This is a genomic window from Atlantibacter subterraneus (genome assembly GCF_007570865.1).
Lineage (GTDB): Bacteria > Pseudomonadota > Gammaproteobacteria > Enterobacterales > Enterobacteriaceae > Atlantibacter > Atlantibacter subterraneus.
In genome coordinates this window covers 98,762-122,265 of record NZ_VLPS01000007.1, presented here as the reverse complement: position 1 = coordinate 122,265, position 23,504 = coordinate 98,762, and the positions used below count along the sequence as shown (strand labels likewise).

General features: G+C 57.7%; 20 protein-coding genes. 3 read left to right on the top strand and 17 right to left on the bottom strand.

Going from position 1 to position 23,504, the window contains the following annotated elements; genetic code table 11:
* Positions 1–2: 2 nt before the first annotated feature.
* From eutJ to FND52_RS13825, 10 genes are all read right to left on the bottom strand, one after another.
* Positions 3–827, bottom strand: coding sequence for an ethanolamine utilization protein EutJ (eutJ, locus tag FND52_RS13870; protein ID WP_144131411.1), 825 nt, complete (start codon positions 825–827; stop codon positions 3–5).
* The gene (locus FND52_RS13865) at positions 820–1,506 is read right to left on the bottom strand and encodes a phosphate propanoyltransferase (protein WP_144131409.1); all 687 of its coding nucleotides are present in this window, start codon (positions 1,504–1,506) and stop codon (positions 820–822) included. The genes eutJ and FND52_RS13865 overlap by 8 nt, the downstream gene beginning before the upstream one ends.
* 139 nt (positions 1,507–1,645) lie before the next feature.
* Positions 1,646–2,764, bottom strand: coding sequence for a 1-propanol dehydrogenase PduQ (locus FND52_RS13860; RefSeq protein WP_144131407.1), 1,119 nt, complete (start codon positions 2,762–2,764; stop codon positions 1,646–1,648).
* A gap of 476 nt (positions 2,765–3,240) precedes the next feature.
* On the bottom strand, positions 3,241–4,284 hold the full coding sequence (fbpC, locus tag FND52_RS13855) for a ferric ABC transporter ATP-binding protein (RefSeq protein WP_144131405.1): 1,044 nt from the start codon (positions 4,282–4,284) through the stop codon (positions 3,241–3,243).
* A 15-nt stretch (positions 4,285–4,299) separates the two neighbouring features.
* The gene (locus FND52_RS13850; RefSeq protein WP_125293759.1) at positions 4,300–6,378 is read right to left on the bottom strand and encodes an ABC transporter permease; all 2,079 of its coding nucleotides are present in this window, start codon (positions 6,376–6,378) and stop codon (positions 4,300–4,302) included.
* 53 nt (positions 6,379–6,431) lie between these two features.
* Positions 6,432–7,463 (bottom strand): ABC transporter substrate-binding protein, encoded by a 1,032-nt coding sequence (locus FND52_RS13845; protein ID WP_125293760.1) that lies wholly within the window; start codon positions 7,461–7,463, stop codon positions 6,432–6,434.
* Positions 7,464–7,478: 15 nt separating this feature from the next.
* Positions 7,479–8,801, bottom strand: a complete 1,323-nt coding sequence (uhpC, locus tag FND52_RS13840) for an MFS transporter family glucose-6-phosphate receptor UhpC (protein ID WP_144131571.1) — start codon at positions 8,799–8,801, stop codon at positions 7,479–7,481.
* Between the two features lie 99 nt (positions 8,802–8,900).
* Positions 8,901–10,442: an MASE1 domain-containing sensor histidine kinase gene (locus FND52_RS13835; protein ID WP_144131403.1), complete on the bottom strand. Its 1,542-nt coding sequence runs from the start codon at positions 10,440–10,442 to the stop codon at positions 8,901–8,903.
* Complete coding sequence (locus tag FND52_RS13830; protein WP_144131401.1) at positions 10,442–11,071, bottom strand: response regulator transcription factor; 630 nt, start codon at positions 11,069–11,071, stop codon at positions 10,442–10,444. The genes FND52_RS13835 and FND52_RS13830 overlap by 1 nt, the downstream gene beginning before the upstream one ends.
* Positions 11,072–11,203: 132 nt before the next feature.
* Entirely contained in the window at positions 11,204–11,956 is a 753-nt protein-coding gene (locus FND52_RS13825) for a siderophore-interacting protein (protein ID WP_144131399.1), read from the bottom strand.
* Between the two features lie 228 nt (positions 11,957–12,184).
* Between FND52_RS13825 and FND52_RS13820 the strand changes: the two genes are divergently transcribed.
* Entirely contained in the window at positions 12,185–12,751 is a 567-nt protein-coding gene (locus FND52_RS13820; protein WP_144131397.1) for a PadR family transcriptional regulator, read from the top strand.
* A 26-nt stretch (positions 12,752–12,777) separates the two neighbouring features.
* Here the strand turns inward: FND52_RS13820 and FND52_RS13815 are convergent, their stop codons facing one another.
* The 5 genes from FND52_RS13815 to FND52_RS13795 are packed head-to-tail and all read right to left on the bottom strand — an operon-like array spanning position 12,778 to position 18,332.
* Complete coding sequence (locus tag FND52_RS13815) at positions 12,778–13,671, bottom strand: dihydrodipicolinate synthase family protein (RefSeq protein WP_144131395.1); 894 nt, start codon at positions 13,669–13,671, stop codon at positions 12,778–12,780.
* A complete protein-coding gene (gene ilvD / locus FND52_RS13810) occupies positions 13,668–15,383 on the bottom strand; it encodes a dihydroxy-acid dehydratase (RefSeq protein WP_144131393.1) in 1,716 nt (571 codons plus the stop codon). The genes FND52_RS13815 and ilvD overlap by 4 nt, the downstream gene beginning before the upstream one ends.
* Positions 15,380–16,756 (bottom strand): MFS transporter, encoded by a 1,377-nt coding sequence (locus FND52_RS13805; protein ID WP_144131391.1) that lies wholly within the window; start codon positions 16,754–16,756, stop codon positions 15,380–15,382. Before FND52_RS13805 ends, ilvD begins: the two co-directional genes overlap by 4 nt.
* Positions 16,757–16,788: 32 nt before the next feature.
* Positions 16,789–17,439, bottom strand: coding sequence for a 2-dehydro-3-deoxy-6-phosphogalactonate aldolase (locus FND52_RS13800; RefSeq protein WP_244290572.1), 651 nt, complete (start codon positions 17,437–17,439; stop codon positions 16,789–16,791).
* The gene (locus tag FND52_RS13795) at positions 17,436–18,332 is read right to left on the bottom strand and encodes a 2-dehydro-3-deoxygalactonokinase (protein ID WP_144131389.1); all 897 of its coding nucleotides are present in this window, start codon (positions 18,330–18,332) and stop codon (positions 17,436–17,438) included. Before FND52_RS13795 ends, FND52_RS13800 begins: the two co-directional genes overlap by 4 nt.
* A 232-nt stretch (positions 18,333–18,564) precedes the next feature.
* Between FND52_RS13795 and FND52_RS13790 the strand changes: the two genes are divergently transcribed.
* The gene (locus FND52_RS13790; protein ID WP_144131387.1) at positions 18,565–19,041 is read left to right on the top strand and encodes a hypothetical protein; all 477 of its coding nucleotides are present in this window, start codon (positions 18,565–18,567) and stop codon (positions 19,039–19,041) included.
* Positions 19,042–19,274: 233 nt separating this feature from the next.
* Here FND52_RS13790 and FND52_RS13780 read toward each other — a convergent pair whose 3' ends face one another.
* Positions 19,275–20,015, bottom strand: a complete 741-nt coding sequence (locus FND52_RS13780) for a FadR/GntR family transcriptional regulator (RefSeq protein WP_125293770.1) — start codon at positions 20,013–20,015, stop codon at positions 19,275–19,277.
* 114 nt (positions 20,016–20,129) lie between these two features.
* Positions 20,130–21,650, bottom strand: coding sequence for a methyl-accepting chemotaxis protein (locus FND52_RS13775; RefSeq protein ID WP_144131383.1), 1,521 nt, complete (start codon positions 21,648–21,650; stop codon positions 20,130–20,132).
* Between the two features lie 449 nt (positions 21,651–22,099).
* Here FND52_RS13775 and ygjG point away from each other — a divergent pair, with 449 nt between their 5' ends.
* Positions 22,100–23,497, top strand: coding sequence for a putrescine aminotransferase (gene ygjG / locus FND52_RS13770; RefSeq protein ID WP_208737507.1), 1,398 nt, complete (start codon positions 22,100–22,102; stop codon positions 23,495–23,497).
* The last annotated feature ends 7 nt before the right edge of the window (positions 23,498–23,504 follow it).

Here is a 23,504-nt window from a genome sequence, read left to right as displayed (position 1 = left end):
ATTTACCCCTGGCCCGCATTCATGGCGATGCCTAACGGCGTGACGAGCAACGGCTCCACCGAAGGAATCACGTTTCTACCGGTTTGTTTGCTGAACACGGCAGCAAACTGGCTAAAGCTGCTCGCGCCGCCCACCAGATAAATATTTCTCACCCGCTGAGTAGCGAGCCACCCCGACACCAGGCTGGCCATCTTCTGGGCTACCGGCAGTACCAGAGTAAAGACCTGCGCTTCCTGCGCCGGGTCTTTTTTCATCTCTTCAGCCTCGGCATAGGGCAGGCCCAGCGCGCCGGCAATCACCAGCGTCATATGGCTACCGCCGGTAGGCTCGTCGGCGCTGAATGTCACTTTGCCGCTTTTCAAAATGCTCATGCCGGTAGTGCCGCCGCCGACATCCACCACCGCGCCGTTTTTGATATTCAGCGCGCTGGCAGCGGCGACCGGTTCGTCGAGGACGCGGGTAACCGTAAAACCCGCCGACTCCACGACGTTCACGATCACTTTTGTGTTGCCTTGCGAGATCCCCGGTGGGATTGCGGTCGCCGCGCGATCCAGCGTGCGGCCCAGTTTCTGTTCAAGAATTTGTTTAAGACGCGTTACTACCCGGCTGGCGGTCAGGTAATCCACCACCACGCCGTCTTTCACCACGCTGGAGGGATACGTTACCCCTGCCACCGGCTGGTTATCTTCATCCACCACTACGATGGCGATATTGGCAGTACCGAGATCTACCCCCACCTTCAACGCGCCGGTGCAGGGCCGACATTCGCCGCTGTCAATCAGCGCGGCCAGTTCATGCAATCGGCGGTTTTCGGGGCTGTCAGCCATGGCACGCATCCTGTTTAATGCCGCGAACGGTGTCGCCGTTACGAAGGCCGAAGCCATTGGCTTCTTCCACATCGATATGCAGTTCCAGCACCGCATCCGCCGTGACGCGCACCACCACATGACTGAGCACGCCGCCGCGCGGGCCATTGGTTTGCACGTCGATTTCCATCCCATCGCGCAGGCCGTGCAGTTCGGCTTCTTCAGGCGAGATATGGATATGGCGCCAGGCGACAATCATGCCGTTGTGTTTCACCACCCGCCCTTTCGGGCCGATGATTTCAATGCCCGGCGAATCCAGCAGATCCCCCGACATGCGCACCGGCGCTTTGGCACCCAGCGCAAAGCCGTCGGCCACGGAGATTTCCACCTGCGTGGTATTACGCAATGGCCCTAACACGCGCACTTTGCTGAGCTCGCCTTTCGGCCCGCGCAGCGTCACCATCTCTTCGGCGGCATACTGGCCGGGCTGTTTCACCGCTTTAAAACGGGTTAGCGTGGAGCCGTAGCCAAACAGAATGTCCATATCTTCACGGCACAGATGCACATGGCGGTTGGACACGCCCACCGGAATATCCAGCGCGACGGGCGCGGCAGCAGGCGCTACTGGTTTTTTGCTGGCGGCAAGTTCCTGCAAAATTTGTTGGGTAATCCACTCGGCTTGTTGTTCGGTGTAATTCATAACGGGTACGACCTGATTATTGAGTTATCTCATGGGTACTGGACGTCTGACGATCAGGATAGGGAGTAACGACGCCCGGTTTTTGTTTATCAGCAGGACTTTTTTGACCGCTTCACGAAGGCTGGACAAAGTTGTCCAGCTAGCCGGTAATCTGGTCGATCAACCCTTCGACATCCTGCGTCGTCGCCTGCCGCGGGTTCGACGCGGTACAACCGTCGGCCAGCGCCGAATTCACCAGTGCGCTGCGCAACCCGATGATTTTTGCTCGGTCGGTGCCCAGTTCGCTGAGCGTGGCGGGGATGCCGAAATGGCGATTGATCTGGCGGATCGCCTGAGTCATCAGCGCGATGGCCTGCTCCGGTACCGCATGGTCAATGCCCATAATTTGCGCGCAACGGTGATAGCGATCGCGGGTTTCGGCGCTGGCCTGTTTGCTGTTGAAGTCGATGACAATCGGCAGCAGCATGGCGTTAATTTTGCCATGAGGAATATGCAGCATCCCGCCGATGGCGTGAGCCATGCCGTGTACCAACCCCAGCCCGGCAGAGTTAAACGCCATGCCCGCCATACAGGAGGCATTGTGCATGTGGGTGCGCGCCGCAATGTCTTTTTCGTCGTTGAACACCTGCGGCAGATAGCGCCAGGTCAACGCGATGGCTTTTTCCGCCAGTGCATCGCTAAAATCATTTGCGCCAGTAGAGACAAAGGCTTCCATGGCATGGGTCAGCACGTCCATGCCGGTATCTACCGCGACATGGCGCGGCACGGTTAACACCAGGTTAGGATCGAGAATGGCGATGTCCGGCACCAGTTGCCCGGAGATCAGCGGATATTTGCGACCATTTTGCGGATCGGAGACGATCGCGTAGGAGGTCACTTCAGAGCCGGACCCGCTGGTGGTGGGAATAGCAATGAGATCAATGTGATGATCGCCAAAATACTCTTCCAGTGTGACCTTAATCCCTTTCGCAGCGTCCAGCGACGAGCCGCCGCCGAGGGCGATAATGACGTCGGGCTTAAAGGTTTTAAAACGCGCCGCGCCGGAAGTCAGAATATCAATATCCGGATCGGGTTTGACCTCGCCGAAAATACACACCGACGCCTGGGGCATGTAATTAATCAGGTAACGGGTTTTGCCTGACGTCACCATAAAATCATCGGTCACGATAGCAACGCGTTTATCGTTAAACTGGCTTAAAGAGGCAATAGCCTCTTCGCCAAACCATACTTCAGGGCAGGAAAACAAATAGCGGGCCATGGGCAACGACCTTCATCACGGTAAACGTTCAAATACGATGCCGTTAACCTAACATGGCGTTTTTTTTATGAGGCTAAGTAACTTTGTGCAGGTAAAGGATTATTTTGCGGTCTTGATTTCCTGCGGGCAAAAAAGTCCTTCACCCAGACAATGATTTCTGAAATCGTACTAACCTGGCGTTATCGCTGAGAAATTTTGCCATCCTGGAATATATTGAGCATCAGCAGAACGTCTAATAACATGCAATAAGCCTCGTTTAGCCCCGTCCCCTGACGGGGCTTTTTTTTGCTGAATGCAGGCTAAAAAAAAGTGCAATCTTTCGATTGCACCTAAAAAATTACACAGCATATAAGCAAATTTAGAACAGCTTAAGATAATAAGATGACGCGCCAACTCTACCGTTATTCACTGCGTCGCGCCTTATTGATCTCATCTGATCGGAACTTTTAAGAATTAATCAAATTCAGCCCACTGGCTTAGTTATTTTCCGCCAAAGCAAACATACCGTAAGGATGAATTTGCAGATAATAGTGCTCGCCCACATCCGGCTGTAAACGCGTGGCGTTAACCTGCAACAGGATCTTCTGGCCGTGCCATTCGACGATCACTTCATACTGCGGCCCCATATAGGCGACGTGTCGAATAACGCAGCGCTGGCTGTCCTCACCCTGCGTGCCGAGGGTGATGGCCTCCGGACGCACGCCCACGGTGCCCTCGCCCATCGGCGCAATGTTCTCCGGGCGCGGCAGGCGGTAGCCGTAGATGTCGACATACTCCGCGCCAAACTGCGCCGGGAACAGATTGGCATCGCCCATAAAGCTCGCCATAAAGCGCGAAGCGGGTTGACGATACAGCGCCTGTGGCGAACCAATCTGCATGATGTTGCCTTTGTTCATCACCAGTACCGTATCCGACACCGCGAACGCTTCGCTCTGGTCGTGGGTCACGTACAGCGAGGTAATGTTGAACTGCTTTTGCAGCTCGCGGATTTTATCGCGCATGCTGCGGCGCAGGTTGGCGTCGAGGTTACTCAGCGGCTCATCGAACAACAGCACTTTTGGCTTGAGGATCAGGGCGCGGGCCAGCGCCACGCGCTGCTGCTGGCCGCCGGAGATCTGATCCACATAGCGATCTTCAAACCCATCGAGATCGACCATCGCCAGCGCCTCTTTCACCCGCTGTTTGATCTCGGCGCGCCCCACGCCGAGCATTTTCAGGCCGTAGCCGACGTTTTCTCCCAGCGACATGTGCGGGAACAGCGCGTAGGACTGGAACACCATACAAATATCGCGCTGCTGAATGGAACGATGGGTCACGTCTTCGCCGTCGATAAAGATCTGCCCTTCGCTGGGCTTTTCCAGCCCGGCCACCAGCCGCAGCACCGTGGTTTTACCGCAGCCAGACGGCCCCAGCAGGGTGACCATTTCCCCGCGCGGGATCGCCAGATTGATGTTGTCGATCACGGTGTTATTGCCAAACCGTTTGGTGACATTACGTAATTCAACAAAATGATGCGTCATGGTTAAGCTCCGTGATTACGCCTGGTTTTTGGCTTTGGAGCGCGAAATGCGCGCTTCGCCAATCAGCCAGTCAAAAAGGAAGATGATGGCCAGCATCACCACAATCAAAATCGAACCGTAGGCAATCGCCACGCCGTATTCGCCGTCTTCCACGCGGTTCAGGATGTAGGCCGTGGCCACGCGGGTGTCCGGCGTCACCAGGAACACGATGGCGCTGACGGTGGTAATGGCGCGCACAAAGCTGTAGATCAGCGCCGACAGGATCGCCGGGCGCAACAGCGGCAGCAGGATATTGACGATGGTCCGCAGCGATCCGGCGCGCAGGCTCAGAGACGCTTCATCCAGCGACTTGTCGATCTGCCCCAGGCCCGCGATCCCGGCGCGAATGCCCACCGGCACGTTACGCATCACCATGGAGATAATCACAATCGCCGCCGTGCCGGTCAGGTACACCGGAGCGCTGTTAAACGCCAGGATGTAGGAAACCCCCGCCACGGTGCCCGGCACCGCGAAGCACAGCATGGTGGTGAACTCGATGGTCTTTTTGCCTTTAAACTGCTGGCGCACCACGATCCAGGCGATCAGCAAGCCGAAGATGGCGGTGATCGGCGCGGCGATCCCGGCGTACAGCAGCGTATCGAGCAGCGAAGGCCACGCGCCGTCGTCCATGCCCTGGCCGAACAGTTTGATAAAGTTATCCAGCGTCAGGGTGTAATCCACGCCCCAGTTGACGGTAAAGCTGCCGTAGAAAATGCTGCCGTACAGCAGAGCGTTGAAGGCAATCCACACCGCCAGCAGCCCGATCACGCTCCACACCAGCGCCACCGGCAGCGGCTGCACGTCGCCGCGATAGGATTTACCGGAGACGGTGACGTAAGAGCGCTTGCCAATCCACATGTACTGGATGCAGAACACCAGCAGGGAGAACAGCAGCAGGAACACGCCGAGGGTACTGGCCGCCTGATAGTCGAGCTGCGAGCCGGTGATGTAGAAGTAAATTTGCGTCGCCAGTACGTCGAAGTTGCCGCCGAGCACCAGCGGGTTACTGAAGTCCGCCAGCGACTGCACGACCACGATCAAAAAGGCGTTGGCCATGGCCGGTTTCAACAGCGGCATAAATACCGAGACAAAGGTCTGCCAGCGGTTAGCGCGCAGCGTGTAGGAGGCTTCTTCCAGCGACGGATGAATGGTTTTAATCGCGCCGTCGAGGATCATAAACGCCATCGGGGTAAACGCCAGCACCTGCGCCAGCCAAATCCCGGTGAAGCCATACAGCCAGTTGGTGTTGGTCAGCCCGAACCAGTCGACCATTAATTCGGTGACGTAGCCCGAACGGCCCATCATTAGCGTTACGCCCAGACCCACCACAAATGGCGGCGTGACGATCGGCAGAATCGAAAAGATACGCCCGATAATGGCGCTGCGTTTGGCGATGCGGGTAGTGTAAATCGCCAGCACCAGCCCGAAGAAAGTACAGCCCACGCCCACCGCCATAGAGAGCATGATCGAGTTGGCAATAACTTGCAGGATATGGGCCTGCCCCAGCACCGCCATAAACGCCAGCGGGGCGAACTCGCCCACGTCGTTGGTGAACATCGGAATAAAGATCGCAATGCTCGGCCAGACGATAAACACGCCGATCAGCGCGATAATGGCAATCAGCGAACCGATAACAAACTGGTCGCCGCCGAGAAATTCCAGCCGGGTCAGCGCCAGAGTGGCGATAGCGCCTAAAGCGATAAACAGCACGATAGTGGCATAGCCCATGCCGCGCCCAACCAGCGTTGCGCTGATCACCACAAATGCCATGCAGCCCAGCGCCCACAGCGCGTCAAACCAGTGGCGCGAGCGCTGCTCGCGGCGCGATTCATGGAAAGGCCGCAGCAGCAACACGCACGGCAACAGATACCACAGCACGCTGACGTTCCAGTGCGACCAGCCATAGGCATCCAGGATCTCGTCAGAGGTGGATTCCATCAGGCCATAGTCCAGGCTCCAGCTCGGCAGCAGCGCGAACGCCAGCAGTCCCAGCAGCACCCAGGCGAAAATAGCCTCCCGCTTCTGCGCGGGACGCAAAAGTAATGTTTCAGACATACACGCCTCGTCGGCAGGGGGAAAAGGCGGGTGAGGAGCTCACCCGCATACGATTACTTGCCCATCTTCACGTCATTGACCCACTTATTGATCAGCGCTTTACGCGTGTCAGTGGAGCCGTATTTGTCCATGTCGTAGTTGATCAGTTTCAGATCGTCGAGCTTCAGGGACAGCGGCGAGGTTTCAGCCGTGGTGTTGGTCAGGATTTGGTAAGACTTGCCTTTCTTCCACGCCAGCTCCTGGGCTTCTTTCGACAGCACCCAGTCCACGAACAGTTTGGCGTTGTCGATGTTGCGCGCGCCTTTCAGAATGCTGACGCCGCCGATTTCATAGCCGGTGCCTTCGCACGGTGAAATCAACTCCAGCGGCGCGCCCTGCTCTTTTTCCAGCGAATAGTCGTGCAGGAAGCCAATGCCGATAGCGGTTTCGCCACGGGCGGCGTTACGCGCCGGGGCAATGCCGGATTTGGTGTACTGGGAGATGTTGCCGTTGAGCTGTTTCAGGTAATCAAACGCCTGATCTTCGCCCCACAGTTGCACAAAGGTCGCGAGCGCGGTGTAAGCCGTGCCGGAGCTCTGCGGATCGGCAATCTGGATTTCGCCTTTGTATTCCGGTTTGGTCAGATCTTTCCAGCACTTCGGCACCGGCAGGTTTTTCTCTTTCAGGCGCTGGGTGTTGACCCCAAAGCCGAGAATGCCCACGTAAACCGCCGACGACAGGTTGCCTTTCACTTTGGCCGGATCGCGGAATTTCTCCATGATCTGCTCCAGGTTCGGCGACTTATAGGCTTCCAGCAGGCCCATTTCACCGGCCTGGGACTGTGGATCCAGGGTGCCGCCGTACCACACGTCCGCCTGCGGGTTTTTCTTCTCGGCATCCACTTTTGCCAGGGTACTACCCGAGCCGTTGCGGATGAACGAGGTTTTCACATCGTATTTCTCGCCGAAGGCTTTGGTTTCCACTTCACACATTTCATTGGTGGCGCTGCAATACACCACTAAACGTCCTTTAGCGTCCGCCGCGTGGCTGAATGTCGCCAGCGTCACGCCTGCGGCAATCAGAGCAGAGAGGGCAGTCAATTTCATTTTGTTATCCTTCTGTCAGGTGTCTGGAGGTAAGCTCGCCGGGTCCGTGGCGTGATACTGGCGGTCCTGTGCGTTGATGCCCGCCATCAGCAGCGGCATCAGCAATAATCCAATCAACACGGCGGCCACCGACAACAGCACAAACATGCCGGACCAGCCGTACACTTCGGTGAGTTTCGACAGCGGCCAACCGGCCAGCGCCGCCCCTAAGTAGGCAAACAGGCCGAGAAAACCGGTAATCGAGCCTGCGGCCCCTTTATGACCGCATTCCACGGCGGCAAGACCAATCAGCATCTGCGGGCCGAATACAAAAAAGCCGATGGCGAAGAAACACATCGCCAGTAACGCATAGTGATGCACTGGCGCGAGCCACAGCGCGGTGACCGAAACCATCAACCCGAGGGTAAACAGCAAAATCATCGGCGCGCGTTGCCCGCTGAACAGCAAATCCGATCCCCATCCGGCAAACAGCGCCCCCAATAAGCCGCCCACTTCAAACAGCATCACCGTGGCGTTGGCGCTGAGTAAATTAACGCCGTGGGTTTCAGACAGCCAGATGTTGCCCCAGTCGTTCAGCGCAATGCGAATCAGGTACACCAGCACATACGACCCGGCCAACAGCCAGATCATCGGGTTTTGCAGCATGGTGGTGCGTAACATGGCCCACAGCGACATCGGCGGACTGCGCTCTTGCTGGCGCAGTTCCAGCGGGTCGTGCCGCCACTCCCCCACCCCCGGTAACCCCTCTTCGTTCGGCGTGCCGGGCAATTGCCGGTACAGCCAAACGCCTAACGCCATGCTGATGATCCCTGGTGTCAGCATCGCGGCCTGCCATCCCCACCAGTGCGCAGCCAGCGCGCTGATCAGCGGGATAATCGCCCCACCAATGTTGATGGAGGTGTTCCAACATCCCCACCAGAAGCCGCGCTCGTTGCGCGAATACCAGTGGGTTAATAATCTTGCGCAGGGCGGCCAGCCCCAGCCCTGAAAAAATCCGTTCAGCGTCCAGATAATCAGCAACAGCGTCAGGCTGTCGCCAAACGCAAACAGCACGTTCAGCAGGCCGGTGGCAAACAGGCCGATGCCCATAAACGACCGCTGCCCGTGGGCGTCATGCCACAATCCCGCCGCGAATTTCGACAGCCCGTAGGAGAGATAAAACAGCGATCCCAACAGGCCGATATCGCTTTTGCTCAACTCTAAATCGAGCTGGAGCGCGGGCAGGATGAAGTTGAGGCTTTTGCGCGTCAGGTAAAACGCCGCATAGCCGACGATCATCACCAGCAGCAGCCGCGGCCTGACGGCGCGATAGCGTTTGGCAATTTCTGCGTTGGACATAGTCAGATGGTCCATGGCTGTCTCCGGCCAGTTGAATGTAGGAAATGGCCCGCGAAAAGGGATGAGAGTCGTTCCAGGGTGACTAAGACTTTTTCCTGGTTACAGCGAGTTTTGTGGCAAAAGTGTGGGCAAGTTAACAGTTACCCGCACGCCAGACTGGCTTTCCAGCAGCAGTTCGCCCCCCAGCGCCTGTACCCGCTCGCTCATGCCCTGGATGCCAAAGCCCGGCGCGCGGCCTGGCAGCACGCCGACGCCGTTATCGCTCACCACCAGATGCACGAAGCCGGGCGACTGGCTGAGAGTGATGTCCACTTCCGTGGCCTGGGCGTGTTTGGCGACGTTGTTCAGCAGCTCCTGCAACAGGCGATACAGGGTAAACACTACGGTTTCGTTGTCCGGCGGCGCGGCGAGTTGATAGTGGAAACGGCAGCGAATACCGCGCTCGGGGAAGGCAAATTCTCGCACCAGATGGTGCAGGGCTTCATCGAACGCCATTTGATCGAGCACTGGCGGGCGCAGCTGGCGCAACAACTGGCGCGTGGAGTGGTGAATGCGCTGGGCCAGTTCGCTGATCTGCTCCCCCGCCATCAGCGCGGTACGGTTATCGCTCACCCGCTTCACCAGCTGCGACTGAATCTGGATCGCCGTGATGTTTTGGCCAATCTCATCGTGCAGCTCCCGGGCCAGCAGCTTGCGGGTATCTTCTTCGGCGTGGATCAGCTTTTCGGTGAGCGCCCGCCGCGCGTCCAGCTCCACTTCCAGCCGCTGGCGGTAGTGGTCGAGATTGCTGGCCAGCTGCTCCTGGCGGCTGATCGCGATGCCGAGACCGATGCCCAGCAGCGCCTGGGTGGAGAGGAAAATTTCCAGTTCCATTAAGTCGCTGAACCCGCTGCCGACCTGGCGCACGGTGGTGATCATCATGCTGCCGAGCAGCGCCGCCAGCACCCCGCCCTGCCAGCCGAATTTCCACGCCATCACCACATTGGGTAAGAACACCACAATCAGCAGCAGCCGTTCGATTTCCGGCGACAGCACCATCTGGGTGCCGATGCCGATAATAAAAAACAGGCTGCACCAGAGCAGCAGCGAGGTGCGCAGCGGCGGGTTGCGCGTCTCCAGCCCTAACAGCTGATAGCGATGCTGCTGACGTAAATAGTCAAAGACCAGATAGACAAACGGCGTCAGCAACACGCCGCCGGTGAACGACGCCAGCAGGATCAGCGTGGCGCGGCTTTCGATAACCGGCGTCAGCAACAGCGTATTGAGCAACGCCGACCCCGCCACCGCGCTTAACAATAGCGACAGCCGTTGCCAGTAAAGCGGAAAGCGGTGCCAGAAATGCTGGGTCAGCAGCGCCGGAATGGCGGTGATAAACGGCGCGAGCGCCATCGCGCCGCCGTTAATTAGCTGCTCGTGCCACAGCCACAGCGACAGGCCGATTTGCGGGATAAACAGCGCAGGCCAGTAGCGGCGCGCCAGCAAAATCAGCAGCGCCAGCTGGACGCCGTGGGGCAGCAACAGCGCCGCCTGCTGGCCGTTGCGCGTGAGGTAAAAACTGATGGTCCAGAGCATCAACCAGCCAGGCCCCCAGGCCAGCATGATAAACAGCGACAGGACAATCTGGCGGAGAGAACGGCGCATCAATGCCCCGTCAGTAGCTGATGTTCCAGGGCAAAATGCACCAGTTCGATGGTGGTGGCGCACTGCAATTTGCCCAATACGTTGGCCCGGTGGACGTGAACCGTTTTATGGCTGAGATCGAGCTGTAGCGCGATGGATTTTACGCTCTCGCCGCGCACCAGCAGATCAAACACTTCACGCTCGCGGGGGGTTAATACCTGCAATACGCGCGCCGGCTCCGCGCCGCCACGCAGCGCTTTTAACGCATCGGCGCACAGGTAATGCCCGCCAAGCCCCACCGAGCGCACCGCGTGCACCAGCTCTTCCGGGCCGCAGCGCTTGGTTAAATAGCCGCACGCCCCGGCGTCCAGCGCACTTTGCACAAACGCCGGGGTGTCGTAAATGCTGAGGATAATGGCGCGAAAACCTGGCTGGCGAGCGCGCAGACGCTTAAGCAAACTTAATCCGTTTTCATCGGGCATCGCCACATCCAGTACCGCCACGTCCACCGGCTGGCGCGATAACACCGGCCACGCTTCGGCAGCGCTGCTGTACTGGCCCAGCACCGTAATGTCCTCTTCCAGGCTAAGTAGCTGGACGAAACCCGATCGAACGACCACATGGTCATCCACTAACACCACACCAATCATGACGCTTCCCCTTACTGAACCGCGCCATAATGCGCCATAAGGTTCAGGAGGCAATATTCATGTTGGTAATATGTAACGGATGTAACAAAACGGCAAGCTATGGACCCGCTTGCCGTACGTTAACGCAAAAGATCAGGCATGCCAGTACGCGACGGCACGCACCAACTGCTGATCGAGCTGATGGGTATAGCGATCGGCCAGGCTTTTCGCCAGTTTGCCTTCTCCGGTGATCCAGACGAAATAATCCTCCGTCGGCCAGGCGATGGCCTGAAGATGCTGCTCTACCACCGCCGCGTCATGACCCACCACCCAGTCGATATTCGCGTCGGGCAAATGGGCCAGATACTCTTTGCAGGCGTCATCGGTGATGCTGACGATAGCGCGGCATTGCGCCTGCACGCCCGCGTCACGCAGCGCTTCAAGACGGCGGCGCAGCGCCGGTAAGCCGGATTCGTCACACACGTAGAGCTGCCACGAATATTCCAGCGGCACCACCAGCGAACCGCGCGGCCCGCCGATGCACAGCGTATCGCCTGCTCGCGCCGCCACGGCCCAGGCGCTGGCCACGCCGCCGTCATGCACCCAGAAATCAATCGTCAGTTGCTGGGTTTGCTCATCAAACAGCGGCGTGTAATCGCGGGACTGCGGACGCGTATCGCCAGGCCAGACAATCCCCGACTCGGTGATTTCCGGTGGGGTAAACGGCTGCCCCGGCTCCGGGAAAAACAGTTTGATGTGATCGTCAAAGCCCTGTGAGGTAAAGCCCGCCAGCGCATCGCCGCCGAAGACGATACGCTGAAAACCGCTGACATAGCTGCTGCTTAAAACGGTAATTTCGCGAAAACGCAGATCGTTGCGCACACGCTGAGGGTAAGAAGTTGTCATAGTCAATCCCGCTCGCTAAGTTTAGATATATCGAATTTTAAATGATAATGATTGTTATCTGAGTGGCTGGCAAGTTTTTTTTAGAGTGGCTAAGCGATTGGGCACGGATCGTTAAAATATCATTAAAAATCACCTAAAAACATGAAGTTAATAGTTTTAAGTGAATCCATTATTGCGTTATCTCTTTTTTTAGATATAAATTAGATATATCTAAATAAGGAGCCAACCATGAGACATCAACACCGGCATACCCATCACTGTCACGCTCATGACGACGAACGCCATCATGAACCTTGCGAAAAACGCGGCCACGGCGGCGAGGGGCGTAAACGCCGCGCGCGCTTTTTTGGTCACGGCGAACTGCGCGTGGTGCTGTTAGATATTTTGACGCGCGGCGCGAGCCACGGTTATGAATTGATTAAAGAGATCGAAGCCCTGACCGGCGGCCACTACACGCCCAGCCCCGGCGTGATCTACCCAACGCTGGATTTTCTTGAAGAACAGGCGTTTATCGCGTTCAGCGACGACGACGCCGGGCGTAAAAAAATCGCCATCACGCCGGACGGCGAGGCCTGGCTTAACGACAATCGCGAGCACCTCGAACACATCCGCGCCCGCATGACTGCCCGCGCCATCGGGCATGAGCTGCGTAAAAACCCGGATTTAAAACGCGCGCTGGATAATATGAAAGCGGTGCTGGATTTGCGGGTTAATCAGTCGGAAATCGACGCCCAGACGCTGAAGCGGATCGTTGGCGTGATCGACAGAGCCGCGCTGGACATTGCCCAGCTGTAAGGCCGCCGGGCGGCGGCCTTCAGGGGTTACAAAAACATCGCCAAAAACGTGTCGATGTCCCGGTGATCCTCCGGACTTAGCGCCCAACCGGGATGACGGCAATAGTCGCTGGCGATAACGCCGCGCCGCTGGAGGATGGTTTTCTCTACCTGGATGATGTACTCGCAGTGGCTCATCCAGCGGGTGATCCAGGGGAGTAAACGCTGATGCAGCGCCTCCGCCTGGGCGATGCGGCCTTCACGCCAGGCGCGGTAGATCTGCACATAAACTTCGCTGAACGAGCAGCCTGGCATCACGCCCTTGCCGCCCGCCGCCAGCATTTGCAGCATATACAGCCCGGCATAGCCGTTCAGCACATGCGCACCGGGTGCCTGCTGCAAAAACTCGCGGGTGTATTCCACCGGCGGATTGCATTCAATTTTAAATACCGCGTGCGGATAGCGCTGCGCCACCTGAGCCAGTTCTTCCGGCGGTATCGGCAGGCCGGTTTCGCCGGGAGCGTACTGCACCATCACCGGGATCGTGACCGCCTCCAGCACCTGGTTGATATGGCTCGCCACCGCCTGCGGGCTGGGCTTCAGGAAGAACGGCGGCAGCAGCATCAGCGCATCCGCACCCATTTGCTGGTAGCGCCGTGCGCGCTTCACCGCCAGTTCCGTTGAATGATCGGTAACCGACATGGCGCGAAACACCCCGCTGCCCGCGAGATCGCTGATAAATCGCGCCGCCAGACGTTCGCGCTCGTCATCCGACAATTTTGGAAATTCGCTGGCAATACCGAACAGCGTGAGGCCGTCGATGCCGGTCCCCGCCAGATGCCCCAGCATGTTGCTGAAGCTGGTTTCGTCCAGCTCGCCGTCGGCGCGAAACGGCACCGCGGCGATGGGGTTTACGCCTTTAATGGCGGCAACGCTGCTCATAGGTTTTCCTCCCGGTCGGCCAGCACCGCGCCCTGTGCGGCAGGAGCGGCCCAGCGGCGATACAACCGTAAAAAGCCACGCGGCACCTGTTTGTCTACCGGCTGCCAGCGGGCCTGGCGCGCCGCCAGCTCGGCGTCGTCTACCTGCAACGTCAGGGTACGTTCAGGGATATTAATGGTGATGATGTCGCCCTGCTCTACCAGCGCCAGTTCACCGCCGTCGCTGGCCTCCGGTGAAATATGGCCGACAAACAGCCCGCGGTTGGAGCCAGAGAAACGGCCATCGGTGATTAACGCGCAGCTGTCAGATAAGCCCATCCCTTCCAGGCACTTCATCGGCTTGTACATTTCCGGCATCCCCGGCCCGCCTTTCGGCCCCTCATAGCGCAGCACCAGCACGCTGCCCGGCTGAATATCGCCGGACAGGATCGCTTCGACCGATTCGTCTTCGCTGTTGAACACCACCGCAGGACCGGTAAAGAGCATCAGATGTTCCGGCACCGCCGCCGGTTTCACCACACAGCCCAGCGGCGAGAGATTGCCGTGTAGTACGGCCACGCCCGCTTCGTTACGCACCGGGATCGCCAGCGTGTGGATCACTTCCGGGCGGCGCGAGCGCGGGACGCCCGCCAGCCATTCGCCTTTGGTCTGGCCGTTCACCGTCAGACAGTCGGTATGCAGCAGCGAGGCGATCTCTTTTTCTACCGCCGCCACGCCGCCTGCTTCCCAGAAATCGATCATGTCATGTTCAGATGCCGGATAGAGCGAGGCCACCAGCGGCACGCTGTAGCTCAGTTGGTCAAACGCGGCGAGCGGCAGCTCGCCCAGTTCCGCTTCGTAATAAATCGCCTGAAGATGCAGGATCGCATTGGTGGAACCGCCGGTCGCCAGCAGATAGACCATGGCGTTATGGATCGATTCCCGGGTGATGATCTGACGGGCGTTAACGCCAGTTTTAACCAGATCCACCGCCCTCAACCCGGTGGCGTAAGCACAGTCGCGGCGCTCGCGAGAGATAGCGGGCAAGGTGCTGCTGCCCGGCAGGCTCATACCCAGCACTTCAGCGATGCAGCACATGGTATTGGCGGTGCCATACATGGTGCAGGAGCCCGGCCCCGGCTCGGCGATATCTTCAATATGGCGGAACTCCGCCTCATCGATTTCGCCGCGCCGCTTCCAGCCGATGGCCTCGGTGACAATATTGCCGTCCCAGTGTTTGCCTTTATATTCCGCCGGATACATCGGCCCGCCGTTCACCAGGATCGCCGGGACATCAAGACGCGCGGCGGCCATCAGCATCGCCGGGACGATTTTGTCGCACGAGCCGAGCAATACCATGCCGTCAAAACGGTGGGCGCGCATCATCACCTCGATGGAGCTGACGATCACCTCCCTGGCCGCCAGAATGTAGCGCATCCCGAGATGCCCTTCGGCGATGCCGTCGCAGGGCGCGATAGTGCCAAACACCATGCCCACCCCACCTGCCTCATCGATGCCTTTGAGCACTTCCGCCGTCAGTTCATTGAGATTGGCATGGCCTGCCGTGGCGTTGGTGTAGCTGTTGACCACGGCGATCACGGGCCGACGCAATTGCTCATCGGTATGGCCCATCGACTTATACAGGGCGCGCTTCAGCGCGCCGTCATCACCACTGAGAACCGGGTTAAAGTGGCCACCACAACCGCCACCGCATCCCGTGCCACAACTGCTCATATATGACCTCTCTTCATCGTGCCTGTTTCTTCACGCTGCGCCGTGGCAGCGGCTTTGGATTTCGGGTTTACCAGCCTGGCGGGCAGTAAGAACATCAGCGGCGCGCACAGCACCAGAAAACCCGCCAGGATATACAGACCGGCGTTGGCGCTGCCGGTGGTGTCTTTGAGATAGCCCAGCACCGTAGGGCCGAAGAAGCCCGCCAGGTTGCCGATAGAGTTCACCAGGGCGATGCCCGCAGCGGCGGCAGTACCGGAAAGCAGCGTGCCGGGCAGGCTCATATAGGTGGGGATCAGCGCTAAAGTGCCGGACATCGCCAGGCAGATCCACGCCATCATCCAGAAGGTGGACCCGCTGCTGGAGGCGCTGAGCGTCAGCCCTACCGCACCGATCAGCGCCGGAATAGCGATATGCCAGCGGCGCTCCTGTTTCAGATCCGAATGGCGGCTGTTCCAGACCATAAACGCCGCGCCAAAGATGTACGGCAGCGCCGCCAGCAGGCCAATGGCGAAGTCGTCCTTCACGCCGGAAGATTTAATGATCGACGGCAGCCAGAAGTTGATCCCGTAATAGCCGATGTTGAAGCTGAAGAAGATCAGCGCCAGTAACCAGACGAACTTGTTGCGGAACATGGCGCTCAGGCTGGTGGGCGCTTTGCCGGCGTTAGCGGCGATCTTATTGATCCGATCCTGCTCCAGATCGCGCGCGATAATGTCCTTCTCTTGCGCCGTCAGCCAGTGGGCCGATTCCACGTTGTTATCCAGGTAGCGCAGCACTACAAACGCCAGCAGGAATGACGGGATCGCTTCCACCAGGAACAGCCACTGCCAGTTATGCAGGTGACCCACTCCTTCGAACATCTTCAGGATGAACCCGGACAGCGGGCTGCCGATAATAGTGGACAGCGGCGTCACCAGGATAAACAGGCCGAGGGTGCGCGCCGAGCGCCACGACGGGAACCACAGGGTGAGATAAAACACGATCCCCGGGAAGAAGCCCGCTTCCGCCACGCCCAGCAAAAAGCGCACGATATAAAACTGGGTCGGGGTGGTGACAAACATGGTGAGGCACGACAGCACCGCCCAACTCACCATAATGCGGGCGATCCAGAAGCGTGGCCCAAAGCGCTGCATCAGCAGGTTGCTGGGCAGTTCGAAAATGAAATAGCCGATAAAGAAGATCCCGGCACCGATGCCGTAAACCGTGTCGCTCAGGTTAAGCGCATCCTGCATGTGGAGTTTGGCGAACCCCACGTTCACCCTGTCCAGATAGGCGAAGAAGTAGCACAGGATCAAAAAAGGGATCAGCCGCCGGGTGACTTTGCGGTAGACCTCATTTTTACTGGCTTCGCTGTGTGTAGAGTCAGTGTTCATACGGACCTCAGTAAGGTTGTAGGGTTGTGTTGTTATCTGTGGCTGTTGCGCCACGCCTCGCGATAGTCGCGGGCTTTTTGTTGTACTTTCTGAGCGTCGTCCGCGCGGCGGTATAGCCCGCCGCCCAGACCAAATCCTTGCGCGCCAGCGTTACGCCAGGCGCGCATTTGCGCAGCATCAGGCTGAATGCCGCCCACCGGCAGGCACACCACTTCAGCAGGCAACACCGCGCGCCAGGCGCTTAACGTGCCTGGCTCGATGCTTTCCGCCGGGAACAGTTTGAGGGCGCTGGCTCCGGCCTGTAGCGCGGTAAAGGCTTCCGAAGGCGTGATCACGCCAGGCATGCTGATTAACCCGCGTTCGCGGCTGCGGCGGATAACGTCCACGCTCATGTTGGGCGAAATAATGATTTGTCCGCCCGCGTCTGCTACCGCGTCCACCTGCTGTGCGGTTAATACCGTGCCCGCGCCAACGTAGCCCCGGCTACCTACGAGTTCGCGCAGTAGTGTGATTGAGGTCAGCGCATCCGGGCTGTTGAGCGGGACTTCAAGCCAGGTAAAACCTTCCGCCAGCAAGCCTTCGGCCACGGCGGGCGCGTCTTCAGGCGTCAGGCCACGTAAAATTGCAACCAGCGGCAGAGTCGTTTGCTGCCACAGTGTCGAAAAGGCGCGGTAATCCATCATTCGATTCCTTGTAGATAAAGACGTATCTGGTTCATCCCGGCGATAAAACAGCGCTCGCCGGACAGGGCTTCCGTCACTAAACCCAGCTGTGACGCGGCCTGCTGATAGCGGGCGTTCAGCGCATCGCTGCCGATGATCCAGTGAGGGGTTGAGGGGCACTGGCGCAATTCCTGGCCGATTAACAGTCCGGACAGATAGTCGCCGACGCCGGATAGCGGCACATCACCGCGCAGACGCAGGGTGCGTACCGAAAACAGCAGCTGGCTCAGCGGGGCAGCCAGGCCGCTGTGCTGTACGCCAAGCGCAAAGGCGCGGCTGTCAGGCTGCTGAGGCGGTAAATCGCGGCCCAGCAGGGAGTGAGCCATTAACAGCTGATACAGCTCGCCAGTCATAAAGGTGGAAAAATCGTGAATAGCCTGATGCGCGACCGTAGCGTGTTTGCTGTGCGTACCCGGCAAAATGGCGTGATGATTTTCTGCCGGCGCGAGCGCCATCAGGCCGACCAGTTGGATCTCTTCACCGCGCATGACTTCCGGCAAGCCCACGGCGCTGTGCCCGGCCACGCCGGGTAAGATCCATCCCTGGCTTCCCCAACGGGTGTGCAGCGCATGGGCACCCTGGGCCAACTGTTGCGCATCAATACGCCCCTCACAGTAGGGCACGTTAACCCACCCCTGCTGCGACCCGACCATGCCAGCCATCAGCAGCGGCAGCGCGCCATATTCGGCAATCCACAAGGCGATATGGGTTTGCAGCGCCGTTTCGAACTGCCCGTTTTCAACCTGCAATAAGCCGCAGGGCGCATTGATGACGGAAACCACGTCCGCGTCGTGCATTAGCCAGGCACGAAAATTCGTCGTGCCCCAGTCCACCGCCAGCCAGCTCTTACTCATCTTGTAATCCAAATAGATTAATCTTGTATGACAAGAAATGTAGACCAAAAACGGGGCTACGATCTGTGATCGGGATCTAAAGCTGGCGTTAAGGGTTATAAAAGGTCGATCTTTAAATGCGGAATACGGTTATGGAAGATGTCTCGTAAAATGAGAACATATTTTACGAGTGTTTTTCTACTCTATTACGGGAAGCGTTAATATATCGAATAAGGAGGAATGATGATTAATCATGACGTATTTCGATGAATGCTCTGAATATGGATCTCCACGATTACATGTCGCGCGATTTACAGTGGCAAACGTTGATTATGAAGTGCGTTTTACACAAATAACGGCGGTAAACCCTTATGATTGTGCAGCATTGTTTCCGGAAGGATTTATATTCCCATTATATGGTCACCATTATGACGTTACCTTTGATACCAAAGCTAACCGAATTAATAAAACACCTTATCAACGAGCAGCAGAATTACCAACAGGCGCGGGTACCCGGGTTCTTAAATGCGTTGAAAGAACAATTATTGACCACTATACTCGCTTCAATGTTGGGCTTTATACCTTCGTTCCCTCAGACCATAAATTATTAAATATCTACTGCCGATTTATAACTAAAAAGAAACATAAGGGATTAACCATTGAGGTTGGGCTGGAGCCCAACGGGAGGGCAAATGTCTTACGAACACCCAGATTCTGGGGACTGGCTTGAACAGTATCGTGCTCGCCAGGCAGCCCGGGCAGAACAACTATTTCGCGCTATTGAAGAAGGAAGGACGCATGTAGTTATTGCTGGTGAAGACGCTGAAGCAACGTCGTCCTGGCAAACTAACTACACAACACCGACATCACAGCAGGACGGGTAATATCGCCTGGTGCTATCAACATGGTTATTGTGATGCTAAAAAGCCCCTTTCGGGGCTTTTTCATTTAAAGATGATGACATCAGCTGGCTGATAAAAAATGTTCCAGCCTGTCCGGCAGCGGATCCCCGAGATGCTTCTTCGCTGCGCTGAGCAGAATATGGCGCATCTGCTGGCGCGCCTGCTCAGGCTGCTTAAGGCGGATACACTCCATGAGTTCGCGGTGCGCGTCCACGGCTTCCAGCGTCAGCGTAACGTCCGGCTCCAGGGTGCGCTTAAAGGAAAACAGCATCGCGGCAGAAAGCGCATTGCCCACCGAAAACAGAAACGGATTGTGCCCTGCTTTAAGGATCGCAGTATGAAACGCCAGATCGCCCTGTTTAAACAGATCGGCGGAATCCTGCTGCTGCCCCTGCGACATGATTTCCCAGGCATCTTCCAGATCGGCCAGATCGCGCCCATTGGCGTTGATCGCCGCCATGGCCGCCGCGTTGGGCTCGAAGATCAACCGTGTGATCATCAGCTGTTCGATCAGCGCGTCGTCAATGCCGATTTCCTCCAGCCAGCTCAGCACGTCAGCATCGAGAAAACTCCACTGCTCGCGGGGTGCCACGGTGCTGCGCCGCTTGGCCTGGATAGTCAGCATGCCTTTCGCGCCCAACACCTGAAGCGCGTTACGCACCGAGGTACGCGAGACGTTGTACTGCACCGCCAGCTCGTTTTCACCGGGAATTGACATGCCCGGTTGCAGCTCGCCGCGCATAATGCGCAGGGCAAGATCCTGGGTCAGGGTTTCGGCTACAGACGCGGTCACGCTTTTCATGAGTATCCGGTTGAAGAGGCAATAAGTGGGTAGTTTATATCAGGTTGATATGAGATGGAATTTTCACGGGTCTGGTGGGGAAGATGCCCTGAGGCCAGGGCATCTGCTGTAAGGTTATTGAAGGACCGTAACCGCATCCTCCAGCCGCGCCGCGCGATGCTTCACCATCGACGAGACGTGCGCGCTTTCTTCGACCAGTACCGCGTTCTTTTTGGTGATCTCGTCCAGCTCCGCCACCGCACGCGTCAGTTCCGACAGCCCCTGCGCCTGCTCAGAGGTAGCACTGCTGATTTGGCTAATTAGCTGCGTCACGTTCTGCACCTGATCGACAATATTTTGCATGGTGCGCCCCGCCTCATGAACCTGCACTGCGCCGGACTGCACTTTACTGGCGCTGGCGTCGATCAGTTTTCGGATATCGTTGGCGGCGCTGGCGCTGCGGCTCGCCAGATGGCGTACTTCCCCGGCTACCACCGCGAACCCTTTGCCCTGCTCGCCGGCGCGCGCGGCCTCCACGGCGGCGTTCAGCGCCAGGATATTGGTCTGGAAGGCGATATCGTTGATCAGTGAAGTAATCGACCCGATGCGCTGGGTGCTGTCGGCAATGTCGTCCATGGTATTGACCACCGTTTCCATCGCCTGCCCGCCCTGACGCGCCGCGTCGCTGGCTTCGCTGGAGAGTTTGTTGGCGTCTACCGCGGTCCGGGAATTGTTCTGCACCGAGGCCGCCATCTGGTTCATGGTGGTCACGGTCTGCTGAACGTTCACCACCGTCTGACGGGTACGCTCATTAAGATCTTCATTGCCGCGCGCCAGAGTTTCGCTGCCGCTGCGCACGTTTTCCACCTGGCTGGTGACGTCATTGATCAGCCAGCGGCACATCAGGCCCAGCTGGCCGATGGCCCGCAGCGTCAGCCCCACCTCGTCAGTGCGATTCATGTGCTCAATGCTGTTGTGCTCCCCGGTTGCCACCTTCAGCGCCTGGCGCGCAACGTTCTCAATCGGACGCGATACCTGCCATTCCAGCGCCAGGCAGCCGAGCGCCATTAACACCACCGGCGCGATCGTTATCAGCCATCCCGGCGCGGCAAACGCGCTTAGCGCCAGCCACAACAGCGCGGCAATCCCCATAATGCTGCGGATGCGCCAGCGCAGCGGCATAGCGGGCAGTTTGCCGAGAAAATGTTTGCGCAGTACCAACCCTTTATAAATGCGGCGCTTCGCCTTGCCCTCGCGCAGCGCCTGGTACAGCGGTTCGACGGCGGCAATTTCATGCGGCGTGGCGCGGGTGCGAATCGACATATAGCCGGTGGTTTTGCCGTTGCGCACCATCGGTACCGCGTTGGCGCGCACCCAGTAATGGTCGCCGTTTTTACAGCGGTTTTTAACGATGCCGGTCCAGGGTTCCCCCTGCTTCAGGGTGTACCACATATCGGCAAATGCCGCTTTCGGCATATCCGGATGACGCACTAAATTGTGCGGCTGGCCGGTGAGTTCCTGAAGTGAATAACCGCTTACCTGTACAAAGGTGTCATTGGCGTGGGTGATGAAGCTTTGCAGATTGGTGGTGGACATTAATGTAGTGTTTTCATCCAGCACTTTTTCGCGCTGGGTAACGCGGTTATGCGACGACATGGCTGCTCCATTTTGCAGGTTATCTTATTGTTAACCATTCCTGTGCCATGTTATGTCGGCGCTAAAATTAATAACTTTAACGGTTAAATATGATAGAGATCGCAAATCTCAGGATAACCACAAAGAAGTAGTGCTAATGCAAAATAATCAACCCGATCAACTATTTGGATATCCCGATTAATTATGCGGTAAAAAAGTGAATTTGGGAGCTATTGCACAAATTTGCAACAATCTGCACCATCATTGTGCATCCGCGCTGGTTTTTCTTCTCCCTCTGCCGCTGTAGATAGCACAAACTGCCGAAACCCCGGTTGCGATGAGATTAAATCGTAAGCGGCACGCGTTCTCCCTGGCGTTTATTCCGTTTATCGGCCTCCACGACGAAGTGGCGCAAATGCTGCAATACTTGATCTGTGTATCGCGTGATACGCCATTCCCAGGAGCACATTTTGAACAGGTTACCGAACAGCGCCTCGGCACTCGCCTGCACCGCGCACGCATTGAATCTCATTGAGAAGCGAACGCTGACCCATGAGGAGATGAAAACACTCAACAAAGAGGTGATCGACTATTTCCAGCAGCATGTTAATCCAGGTTTTTTAGAGTACAGAAAGTCTGTTACCGCCGGCGGGGATTACGGAGCCGTAGAATGGCAAGCGGGAGGTTTGAATACGCTTGTCGACACTCAGGGACACGAGTTTCTCGATTGCCTGGGTGGTTTCGGCATTTTTAACGTGGGGCACCGTAATCCAAAAGTGGTTTCCGCCGTACAGCATCAACTCGAAAAACAACCTCTGCACAGCCAGGAGCTCCTCGACCCACTACGGGCGATGCTGGCGAAAACCTTAGCTACGCTGACGCCTGGCAAACTCAAATACAGCTTCTTCAGCAACAGCGGCACCGAATCGGTGGAAGCGGCGTTGAAACTCGCCAAAGCCTATCAGTCCCCGCGCGGGAAATTTACCTTCGTCGCCACCAGCGGCGCGTTCCACGGTAAATCGCTCGGCTCGCTTTCTGCCACCGCCAAAGCGGATTTCCGTAAGCCGTTTATGCCGCTGCTGCCGGGTTTCCGTCACGTGGCGTTCGGCAATATTGACGCGATGCGCGCCCTGTTCACGGATTGCAAAAAAACCGGCGACGACGTGGCGGCGGTGATCCTTGAGCCGATTCAGGGCGAAGGCGGCGTGATCCTGCCGCCGCCAGGCTATCTGCCCGCAGTGCGTAAGTTGTGCGATGAGTTTGGCGTGCTGCTGATTTTCGATGAAGTGCAAACCGGCATGGGGCGCACCGGCAAAATGTTTGCCTGCGAGCACGAAAACGTGCAGCCAGACATTTTGTGTCTGGCCAAGGCACTGGGTGGCGGCGTAATGCCGATTGGCGCGACGGTTGCGACCGAAGAGGTGTTTTCGGTGCTGTTCGACAATCCGTTCCTGCACACCACCACCTTTGGCGGCAATCCGCTGTCCTGCGCGGCGGCGCTGGCCACCATCCATGTGCTGCTGGAAGAAAACCTCCCGGCGCAGGCGCAGCAGAAAGGCAATCTGCTGCTGGACGGCTTTAAAGAGCTGGCGCAGCAGTACCCGGACCTGGTGGTTGAAGCGCGTGGTCAGGGGATGCTGATGGCGATTGAATTTGTCGATAACGAAATCGGCTACCAGTTCTCCAGCGAGATGTTCCGCCAGCAGGTGCTGGTGGCAGGCACCTTGATCAACGCCAAAACGGTGCGCGTTGAGCCGCCTTTAACGTTGACCATTGAGCAGTGCGAACAGGTGCTTGCGGCGGCCCGCCGCGCGCTGACGGCGCTGCGGCAGACGCTGGCTGCTCCGGCAGCCACAGCAACCAACTAATCGGTGA